At 63.0% G+C, this 10,000-nt stretch carries 7 protein-coding genes; 3 read left to right on the top strand and 4 right to left on the bottom strand.

From position 1 onward, the window contains the following. Nucleotides 1-239: 239 nt before the first annotated feature. The 3 genes from LDL37_RS10620 to ubiG all read right to left on the bottom strand — a co-directional run bounded on the left by LDL37_RS10620 (nucleotide 240) and on the right by ubiG (nucleotide 3,391). On the bottom strand, nucleotides 240-1,196 hold the full coding sequence (locus LDL37_RS10620; protein ID WP_290797841.1) for a DUF4167 domain-containing protein: 957 nt from the start codon (nucleotides 1,194-1,196) through the stop codon (nucleotides 240-242). A gap of 362 nt (nucleotides 1,197-1,558) precedes the next feature. Beyond that, on the bottom strand, nucleotides 1,559-2,440 hold the full coding sequence (gene prmC, locus LDL37_RS10615) for a peptide chain release factor N(5)-glutamine methyltransferase (RefSeq protein ID WP_290797838.1): 882 nt from the start codon (nucleotides 2,438-2,440) through the stop codon (nucleotides 1,559-1,561). Nucleotides 2,441-2,581: 141 nt separating this feature from the next. Beyond that, a complete protein-coding gene (gene ubiG, locus LDL37_RS10610; protein ID WP_290797835.1) occupies nucleotides 2,582-3,391 on the bottom strand; it encodes a bifunctional 2-polyprenyl-6-hydroxyphenol methylase/3-demethylubiquinol 3-O-methyltransferase UbiG in 810 nt (269 codons plus the stop codon). A 165-nt stretch (nucleotides 3,392-3,556) separates the two neighbouring features. Here ubiG and LDL37_RS10605 point away from each other — a divergent pair, with 165 nt between their 5' ends. The 3 genes from LDL37_RS10605 (at nucleotide 3,557) to LDL37_RS10595 (ending at nucleotide 9,418) form a co-directional block, all read left to right on the top strand. After that, entirely contained in the window at nucleotides 3,557-4,813 is a 1,257-nt protein-coding gene (locus tag LDL37_RS10605) for an aspartate kinase (RefSeq protein ID WP_290797832.1), read from the top strand. Between the two features lie 271 nt (nucleotides 4,814-5,084). Then, nucleotides 5,085-7,283 (top strand): phosphoenolpyruvate--protein phosphotransferase, encoded by a 2,199-nt coding sequence (gene ptsP / locus LDL37_RS10600; protein WP_232037191.1) that lies wholly within the window; start codon nucleotides 5,085-5,087, stop codon nucleotides 7,281-7,283. A 95-nt stretch (nucleotides 7,284-7,378) separates the two neighbouring features. Beyond that, nucleotides 7,379-9,418: a protein-disulfide reductase DsbD domain-containing protein gene (locus LDL37_RS10595; protein WP_290797829.1), complete on the top strand. Its 2,040-nt coding sequence runs from the start codon at nucleotides 7,379-7,381 to the stop codon at nucleotides 9,416-9,418. A gap of 3 nt (nucleotides 9,419-9,421) precedes the next feature. On the opposite strand, the gene LDL37_RS10590 is transcribed toward LDL37_RS10595, so the two are convergent. Continuing rightward, nucleotides 9,422-9,892, bottom strand: coding sequence for a hypothetical protein (locus tag LDL37_RS10590; RefSeq protein ID WP_290797826.1), 471 nt, complete (start codon nucleotides 9,890-9,892; stop codon nucleotides 9,422-9,424). Nucleotides 9,893-10,000 lie beyond the last annotated feature (108 nt).

Below are 10,000 nucleotides of genomic sequence, written 5' to 3'. Positions count from 1 at the left end.
TCCGAGACCCTGGCGATCAGTCGGCGTTCGACCGCGATCTGTGAGGCGCGCTTGTCGGCAAAGCCGCGCGGCGCGCGCGCTTCAGGACGAAATTCGGTGAATTCAGCGGGATTGGGGGCGTTTTCGGTCATGCTGCGCGATTAAAGCAAACAGGCGGCAGAGACAAGGGAGGAGTGCGTTACGAAAAAGCGCCCCGGAAGGTCCGGAGCGCTTTTAATCCTGAGACGTGACGCGGTGGGTTACGCCTCGGCCTCTTCCGACTTCTTGCGGCGGGTGCGACGCTTGGGCGCTTCGCCCTCTTCCGTTACCGCTTCGGGCGCCTCGGCGGCGGCCACCGGCACGGGGGCGCGCAGGAAGGCCGGCAGGTGGCTGGTGTCGGCAGCGGCGTCGCTTTCGACCGCACGGCGACGGCCACGGCCACGGGCTTCCGGCTGAGCCTCGGCCACAGGCGCTTCGGGCGCGGGCGTGATCGGGGCCGCTTGCGGCGTAACCACGTCAAAGCCCGCCACTTCGGCCGGCGCAGAGCCGCCGTTGAGCGGTTCGGTGGAGGCGATCGGACCGGAGGTTACGGACACCTCCTGCTCGCTCAGGCGCTGCTGACGGCGGCGCTCATAGCGTTCACGGCGGCTTTCGCGACGCGGGCGGTCGTCACCATTTTCGCCACGCTCGGCGTAGGCGCGATCCCGGTCGCCGCCATTGCGGTCGCGGTCACCGCGGTCATTGCGCTCGCCCCTATCTCTGTCACGGTCTCTGTCACGATCGCGGTCGCGGTCGCGATTGCGGTCACGGTCTCTGTCGCGATCCCGGCGGTTGTCATAACGCGGCTGATCGCCCTCGCCGCCCTCGGACTCAGCGGTTTCGCCCTCGGCTTCGGTCGTCTCGACCTCGGTATCGAGGTCCTCATCGAAGTCGAAGCCCGTCGAGAACGGGTCGCGTTGCAGGAATTCCGAAACCGGACGCTGCGGCTGCATCTGACGGATCAGGCGGAAATAGTGTTCGGCGTGCTGGAGGTAGTTTTCGGCCAGCACGCGGTCGCCCGACGAATTGGCGTCGCGGGCCAGTTGCTGATACTTTTCGTAGATGGTCTGCGCGTTGCCGCGCACCTTCGCCCCGTCCGGCCCGTTCGATTCGTAGGCGCGATTGGGGTTGTTCTGATTACCAGAGGGCTTGCGATTACGGCTGCGTTGCCGTTTCATACCCCGAAAATCTTTCATGCGATGTAACCGTTTAGGGCAAGGCCCCGCTGGAATGAGGCGCGGGGCGAATCTGTTTATGTGCCGCAGGCCCTGTTTGCCATATGCCGCAGGGCCTTAGATGAAGTGCCGGGTTTGCGTGTTGGTGTGTGCCGTTTTCAGGGGTTCACGCTGTGGCCTGCACCGGGCTTTGCCCCCCTACGCAGGCGCTCAGGTTTCCGCCTATGGGCACAGCGTTTTCGACTGTGCATGATCTCGGAAGCGGCAAAAGCCGTCCGGTAATCCGTCCACAATGGCAGGAGACTTTGCAGTGTTAGCGCCAAAACCGCCCGTTTCCAAGAGAAATTTTCAGAAACGGACGGTTTTCAACGGTCTGTGTATTGCAGGGAAAGCTTTTGGCCCACCACGATGCGCGGCAGGTCGGACAGGTCCTTAAAGGTCACCACGTTGAAAAAGCCCGCCTTTTTCATCAGGTCTTCGACCGCGGCCGACTGATCATAGCCAATTTCCATCCACGCCGTGCCGCCGGCCTTGAGGATGCGGAAGGCTTCCGGGATCATCTCGACATAGGCATCAAGGCCCGATTCGCCGCCATCCAGCGCCAGATGCGGGTCGTGGTCGCGCACTTCGGGGTCAAGCGTCGGGATGACGTCGCTGCGGATATAGGGCGGGTTGGAGGCAACGAAATCGAAGCTGGCATCCGCGAGGCCCGCGCCCCACGAGGTGCGCAGGAAGGCCGCGCGCCCGTCGAGGCCGAGATTGGCGGCATTGTCGCGCGCCACGGCCAAAGCCTCTTCGGAGACATCGGTGCCAAGGCCCCTGGCCGCCGGACGCTCAGACAGGACCGACAGCAGGATGGCCCCGGACCCGACGCCAAGATCGGCCAGCGTAAAGGCCTGCCCCTCCTCCGTCGTCTTGAGGATCATATCGACGATGCACTCGGTCTCCGGACGCGGCACCAGCACGGCGGGCGTCAGGTCGAGCAGCAGTTTCCAGAAGCCCTTGCGGCCCAGAATACGCGCCACCGGCACGCGCTTTTCGCGGCGGGTCAGATAGTCATCGAGCGTCGCCTTCTGCTCCGCCGTCAGCAGCTTGTACGGATCGGTCAGGATGTCGGTGCGCGTATAGCCGGTCGCCGCCTCCAGCAGCAACCGGGCGTCGATGGCCGGCGAGTCGATATGGGCGGCCTTCAGGCGGGTCTGGGCGCCCTTCCAGGCGGAAACAAGAGTCAGGTCAGTATCGGTCATATAGAGCCTCCCCCTCTCCCTGAGGGAGAGGGTTGGGGTGAGGGGGGCGTTCAGAAATGAGGGTGCGAGGTTATCCCCCTCACCCGGCGCGTACCGCACCATCCTCTCCCTCAGGGAGAGGGGGAGGGAAAACCGACGGAATTACAGCAAATCCCGCCGGGCGACGATCATATAGTTGACGGCGGTATCGTTTGAAAGGGCCCAGGTCGCCGTGAAGGGATTGTAGCTGACCCCCACCGCCGGGTCGGGCGTCAGGCCGGTCCCTTCAAGGAAGCCTTCGATCTCTTCGGGCTTGAGAAACTTGTTCCAGTCGTGCGTGCCCTTCGGCACCCACTGTAATACGTATTCCGCTGCCACAATGCCCAGTGTGTGGGCCTTCAGCGTGCGGTTCAGCGTGGCGATGAACAATAGTCCGCCCGGCTTGACCAGCGAGGCGCAGGTCTTGAGGAAGCTTTCCGGGTCGTTGACGTGCTCAATGACCTCCATAGTCAGCACCACGTCAAAACCGGGCTCTTTGGACGCGACCACCTGCTCGACCGTCTGGGCCAGATAGCGGATATCGAGCCCGACCTCGGCCGCATGAGCCTTCGCCGTGCCGATATTTTTTTCCGAGGCGTCGATGCCGGTAACGTCAAAGCCCATGCGCTTCATCGGTTCGGACAACAGGCCGCCCCCACAGCCAATGTCGATCAGGCGCAAATCGCCGAATGGCGCCACCGCGCGCGGATCGCGCAGGAAGTGATCGACGCAGGTATCGCGGATAAAGCGCACGCGGTTGGGATTGAACTTGTGCAGGGGGGCAAACTCACCCTTGGGGTCCCACCATTTGGCCGCCAGAGCCGAAAACCGCGCCACATCTTCGGCATCTATGCTCGGCCCGGCGGGGGTAGAGGCGGTCAATTCCGTCTCATTTGCAACTGATTTTGCTTGATTTTTTGCCGCTCTGGCCATGTCACGCTCCGAAAACAGCCACTCTTGGCAGGGGAATAGCGCAAAAAGCAGCGTCCGTATGCGCTTTTTTCGCAAAAAAGCTTCACAGGCGCGCGCACGGGCAGTAAAGCGGGCGCGCATTTTTGTACACACTCCTTTGTACTGCTTGAAGAGAAAGACGGATTAATGACTCGTCTCGTGATGAAGTTCGGCGGCACGTCGATGGCCGACCTCGAACGCATCCGCAGGGCGGCCCGGCTGGTGGCCGCTGAATACGATGCCGGTCACCGCGTCGCGGTCGTTGTGTCGGCCATGTCGGGCAAGACCAATGAGCTGGTTGCCTGGACCGATGGCGCAGGTAAGGCCACGGGCCGCGCCATGGAAGGCGACGACGAATATGATGTGGTCGTGGCCTCCGGCGAACAGGTGACCGCCGGCCTTCTGGCCATGACACTGCGCAATATGGGCTATGACGCCATTTCGATGATGGGCTGGCAGGTGCCGATCCTCACCTCGGACGTGCATGGCAAGGCGCGCATCCTCGACATCCCGCCGGCCAGGCTGGAAACCGCGCTCGATGCCGGACAGATCGTCGTCGTGCCGGGCTTTCAGGGCGTCACCGAGTCGGGCCGCATCACCACGCTGGGCCGCGGCGGTTCGGACACCTCAGCGGTCGCCGTGGCGGCGGCGGTCAAGGCCATCCGCTGCGACATCTATACCGACGTCGATGGCGTCTATACCACCGACCCGCGCGTCGAATCCAAGGCCCGCCGCCTGAAGAAGATTTCCTTCGAGGAAATGCTGGAAATGGCGTCGCTGGGGGCCAAGGTGCTGCAAACCCGCTCGGTCGAACTGGCCATGGGGCAGCGCGTGCCGGTGCGCGTCCTGTCTTCCTTCGTGGAGCCGGGCGAAAACATTGATCAGGGCACCATCGTGTGCGACGAGGACGAAATCGTGGAAAAGCATATTGTTTCCGGCGTGGCCTTCAGCCGTGATGAAGCCAAGATCACCCTTTTGGGCCTGCCGAACAAGGTCGGCGTTTCGGCTGCTGTGTTCTCGAAACTGGCCGCGGCCAATATCAATGTCGATATGATCGTGCAATCGGAAAAGCGCTCCGGTGAATACGCCAACCAGTTGTTCACCGTCGGCCGCCGCGACGCTCAGGCCGCCGCCGAAATTATGGAAGCTGCCAAGGCCGAGATCGGCTTCGACGCCATCAAGGTCGATGAAAACGTCGCCAAGGTGTCGATCGTCGGCGTCGGGATGCGCTCGCACACGGGTGTCGCCGAAACCATGTTCCGCGCCCTGTCGGAAAAAGGCATCAATATTCAGGTCATCTCGACCTCGGAAATCAAGATCTCGGTCCTGATCGATGAAGCCTATACCGAACTGGCCGTGCGCGCCCTTCATGCGGCCTACGATCTGGACAAGATCGGGCAGTAAGCGCTGTTCAGGTAAGGTAAAAGGCCGCGTGCTTTGAGTGCGCGGCCTTTTTCTTTGGGCTCTGTGGGTTTGTGCCGATTTGTTTCGGCGATGTGACCGCATAAAGTCTTCGTGACTTGTCTCAGGGGGCAAGCCTCTGTAGACAGCCGCGAAAACGTTTCCCATTATGGAGAAAACGGCACACGGTTGTATGGGGAGCCGAGCGTTGAGTCCAAGTCTGGTTCAGGGTGCACGCGGTCAGCGCGGTCTGCTGCGGCAGATTCGCGAAGTCATGGCCGATGGCTCCTCGGCTCAGGCGCGTCTGGACCGCGTGGTGGAAATCATCGCCCGTTCGATGATCGCCGAAGTCTGCTCCATCTATCTGCGCCGCACCTCCGAAGAACTGGAACTGTTCGCCACCGAAGGCCTCAACCGCGAAGCCGTACACAATACGCGGCTGCGCCTGTCGGAAGGTCTGGTCGGTGAGGTCGCCCGGTCGGGGCAGCCGCTGAACCTCAACGACGCGCCGTCACACCCCAGCTTTGCCTACCGTCCGGAAACGGGCGAAGACCCCTATAACTCCTTCCTCGGCGTGCCGCTGCTGCGTGGCGGGCGGACCATCGGCGTGCTGGTCGTGCAGAACATGGCCATGCGCACCTATGGCGAGGATGAGGTCGAGGATCTTCAGATCATCGCCATGGTGCTGGCCGAAATGGTGGCCGGTGACCTGGTCAGCGACGATGAACTGAAAGACATCGAAATCGCGCCGCAGCGGCCGGAGCGCCTGAAAGGGTCGAGCTTCGCTGACGGCATCGCCATCGGCACCGTGATCCTGCATGAGGTGCCGGTGACGCCCGATCACCTGCTGTCGGACGATGCGATTGCCGAAGAGGCGCGGCTTCTGACCGCCATTGGTGATCTGCGCGACCAGATTGATCAGATGTTCGAAGGCCAGCACGGTCTGGCCGGACCGACCTTCGATGTGCTCGAAACCTATCGCATGTTCGCCCACGATCGCGGCTGGACGCGCAATCTGGTCGAAGCCGTGCGCTCCGGCCTGACCGCCGAGGCGGCGGTGGAGCGTGTGCGCAATGAACAACGCGCCAAGCTCAACAATGCCCGTGACGCCTATATGCGTGAGCGTCTGCACGACCTCGAAGACCTCGGCAACCGGCTATTGCGCGTGCTGGCAGGCCGCAACACGGTCGCCCGCGAAATCCCCGACAATGCCATTCTGGTGGCGCGTGATCTGGGGCCCGCGGACCTGCTGGAATACGACCGCAAGAAGCTGAAAGGCATTCTGCTCGAAGAAGGCTCGGCCGCCAACCATGCCGCCATCGTCGCCCGCGCCCTGCAAATCCCCTGCGTCGGACGGCTAGAGCGCCTGCGCGATAAGGTCAATCAGGGCGATCAGGTGGTCGTCGATGGTGAAACCGGCGAAGCCTACTTACGCCCCCGCCCCGATATTCTGGGGGCCGCTGTGGCGCGCATGGACATGCGGGCCGCCCGCCGGGCTGAGTTCGAAAAGCTGAAAGACGTCGATGCGGTGACGCGCGACGGCCACCGCGTGGCGCTTCTGATGAATGCCGGTCTGGAGTTCGATCTCGAAATCATGCACGAGACGGGCGCCGAGGGCATCGGCCTCTTCCGCACCGAGTTTCAGTTCATGGTCTCCGAAGACCTGCCCCGCCTGAAGCGTCAGACCGAGCTTTATGAACGGGTGATGGACGCGGCGGGCGACAAGCCGGTCATCTTCCGCACGCTCGACCTGGGCGGCGACAAGATCCTGCCCTATATGGAGACCGAGCGCGAGGAAAACCCGGCGCTGGGCTGGCGCGCCATCCGCATGGGGCTGGACCGCCCGGCCCTGCTGCGTATGCAGGTGCGCGCCCTGCTCACCGCCGCCAAGGGGCGTGAGCTGCGCATCATGTTCCCTATGGTCGCCTCGGTCGATGAGTTCCGTCAGGCGCGCGAACTGGTCGATATCGAATGTCAGTGGGCGCGCCGCCGCGGCCGACCGCTGCCGCAGGTGCTGCGCGTCGGTGTGATGATCGAATGCCCGTCGCTTTTGTTCCACCTCGACGCCCTGCTGCCGATGGTCGATTTCGCCAGCGTCGGGACCAATGACCTGACGCAGTACCTGTTTGCCGCGGATCGCACCAATCCGCGCATGTCAGACCGTTACGACGTGCTGTCGCCGCCCATGTTGCGTGCCCTTTCGACCATTCAAAAGGCCGCCGAAGATTCGGGCACACCGGTTTCGGTCTGTGGCGAAATCGCGGGTAAGCCGCTGGAGGCCTTTGTGCTGATCGCGCTGGGCTTCAACCGCCTCTCCATGCCGCCCGCCGGCATTGGTCAGGTCAAGCGCATGATCCTGTCGCTCGACCGCGAACAGGCCTCAAAGGCCATCCGCAAGCTGATGGGCTCCTCCTATGGCTCACTGCGTTCCGAAGTGCTGGCGCTGGCGCGCAAGCTGAATGTGAATCTGTAAGCCCTTCCGGATAAGCGCCGAAAAAGGATAAAATTTTCAAACAGGACGTCGCTTTCGGTCGTATAAAGGCGTGCTTCAACTGCTCGGGTGACCGCGTGTTCCGATTTCTTGCCTTCGTTTTTGCTTTTGTCGCGCTGGGCTCCGCCGTTCAGGCCGCGCCGGTCAAGACAGCACATCTGACCACCGAACTGATCGCTGAAACGACGGTTACACCGGGTGGACAGACGTGGCTGGCCATCCGGCACACGCCGCTCAAGGGCTGGCACACCTACTGGCAAAATCCCGGCGATACGGGCCTTGCGCCCAAGGTCACATGGACCCTGCCCACCGGCGTCACGGTGTCGGAACTGGTCTTCCCGACCCCCGAAGTGCAGCCCTATATGGGGCTGACCAATTTCGGCTATAGTGGCGAAACCGCGCTTCTGGCCAAGCTCACCAATGGCTCGGTGCTGAAAGACGGCGTGCTGCCCATCCGCGCGCAGGTCGATTTTCTGGTCTGCGAAAAGGTCTGCGTGCCGGAGACGGTCAACCTGACGCTCGATCTCAAGGTGACGCCAAAACCTGAGCCGGTCAGCGATTTCAGCGTCGCCCGCGCCGCCTTGCCGCAAAAGGTACAGGCGCAGGCGACCTATGCGGTGTCCGGCGATACCCTGACGCTCGGCCTGCTGTCACCGAGCGAGGCCAGCGCCGCCAACGATTTTGCCCACCCCGGCGGTGCCTATCTGTTTCCGCTGAGCGGTGGCGTGATCGACCCGTCGGCCAAACAGGCGATCGAACTGGGGCCGCAGGGCTTTACGGTCTCGCTGAAAACCAAGGCCACGCCCGAAGCGCCGTTTGAGGCGGTGATCCGCTTCGCGTCCGGCCGGTCCTATCAGATCAGCGCCACAGAAGGCACGCCGCCCGCCACCGCCAGAGGCTTAGGTGCACCGCCACAGGCGCGCCCCGCGATCAACCTGATGGGGGTGGTCGCAGCGATGAGTCTGGCCTTTGTGGGCGGCCTGATCCTCAACCTGATGCCCTGCGTGTTTCCGGTGTTGTCGATGAAGCTGCTGGCTCTGGCCAGAGCCGGGCACGAGGGTGCCGCCGGTCGTCGCGAGTCGCTGTTCTACGGCCTCGGCGTTTTGCTCACCTTTGCGGCTCTCGGCGGGTTGCTGAGCTGGCTCGGTTCGGCGCTCGGCTGGGGCTTCCAGTTGCAATCGCCGTGGGTGACAGCGGGTCTGTCCCTGTTGCTGCTGGCCGTAGCGCTCAACATGTCGGGCCTGTTCGAGGTCGGCTCCGGCCTGCAATCGCTGGCGGGCGGGCGTCTTTCGGTCGCCAATCCCGATGTGACGGCGCTGCTGACCGGCGTGCTGGCCGTTGTGGTCGCCGCCCCCTGCACGGCTCCGTTTATGGCGACGGCCATCGGCGTGGCCCTGGCGCAGGGGGGCGTGGTCAGCTTTGCCATATTCCTCGCGCTTGGGCTCGGCTTTGCCCTGCCGGTCGTCGCCCTCACCTTCCTGATCACCTATGTCCCGGCGGTGGCCAGCCGTATGCCGCGGCCCGGCCCGTGGATGGACCGCTTGCGGCATATTCTGGCCATCCCCATGTACGCCGCCGCCCTGTGGATGGGCTGGGTCTTTGCGCAGCAGGTGTCGGGCCTTGGCCTGTTCGCGCTGGGGCTGGCCTGCGCGCTGCTGACGGTGGGCCTGTGGTGGCCGAAGGGCCCGCGTATTTTACGCCCTGTGTTCATCGTCATGGCGCTGGCCGTCGCGGCCACCGCCGCCCTGCAGAAGCCGGATGCGCCAGTGCGGGTGGCGGTCGATCACGAAGCTTTTTCGACCGCCCGCATCGCCGAACTGCGCGCGCAAAACACCCCGGTTCTGGTCAATCTGACCGCCGCCTGGTGTGTGACGTGTAAGGTGAATGAACGGCTTGTCTTCGAGACGCAAGCCTTCCGTGAGGCCGTAAAATCGAGTGGCACGGTGTACATGGTCGGCGACTGGACCAATCAGGACGCGGCCATTTCACAGTATCTCAGCCAGAACGGGCGTTCCGGCGTGCCGCTCTACGTCTATTATGGCCGCAACAGTGCCGATCCGGTGGTGCTGGGGCAACTTCTGAGCACCAAGGAAGTGGTTGCGGTGTTGAAGAAGTAGTCCCTACGAATTGCCGAACTCGATCACGCAATCGAGCCCGGAATCTGCCGTTGCCGGGGTGACGATCACTTCGATATTGTCTTCCAACAGATAGGCCATGTCGTTCAACGCGCCTTTGAGCGCATCCGGTGTCTTCGCCGCCTCTATGGCCGCCAGCTTGCGCGGCAGATCGAGCGACACCCCTTTCAGCACGCATTTCAGGTCATTGTCCGTGCCGCGGGCCTTGAGATCGAGATGGCCTTTCAGATTGCGCTCGGACAGGGTGCTGATCTCCCGCGCATAGGTCTTGAAACCGGCTGAGGTCAGAAGCGTCAGGGACGGGCTTTGGGCCATACGCACCGTGCGCGCCTTCAGCGTGCCCGCATCCCGGACGATAGCCGCATAAAAGGGCTCTTTCGACAGCGGATTGACGGCCGGTGTCGCCGCCATAACAGGCGTCGTCAGCAGAATGGCGATCAGCGCAAGGTGTTTCATGGCGGCTCCTTCGCCTCCCCTTATGCAAGAGCCCGGCCAAAAAAGCGTTAATCCCGCCTAACTGTTGTGCCGCCACGAGGCGGAGATTAGTTCAGCGTCTTAGGCTTG

The sequence above is a fragment of the Asticcacaulis sp. genome (assembly GCF_020217185.1).
Classification (GTDB): Bacteria; Pseudomonadota; Alphaproteobacteria; order Caulobacterales; family Caulobacteraceae; genus Asticcacaulis.
Note: the sequence above shows the minus strand (reverse complement) of the source record. Positions and strands in the feature narration are given on the sequence as shown.

Coding starts and splice junctions, on each gene's coding strand:
- LDL37_RS10620 (WP_290797841.1), bottom strand. CDS start 1,196: ATGAAACGGCAACGCAGCCGTAATCGCAAGCCCTCTGGTAATCAGAAC.
- prmC (WP_290797838.1), bottom strand. CDS start 2,440: ATGACCGATACTGACCTGACTCTTGTTTCCGCCTGGAAGGGCGCCCAG.
- ubiG (WP_290797835.1), bottom strand. CDS start 3,391: ATGGCCAGAGCGGCAAAAAATCAAGCAAAATCAGTTGCAAATGAGACG.
- LDL37_RS10605 (WP_290797832.1), top strand. CDS start 3,557: ATGACTCGTCTCGTGATGAAGTTCGGCGGCACGTCGATGGCCGACCTC.
- ptsP (WP_232037191.1), top strand. CDS start 5,085: ATGGCCGATGGCTCCTCGGCTCAGGCGCGTCTGGACCGCGTGGTGGAA.
- LDL37_RS10590 (WP_290797826.1), bottom strand. CDS start 9,892: ATGAAACACCTTGCGCTGATCGCCATTCTGCTGACGACGCCTGTTATG.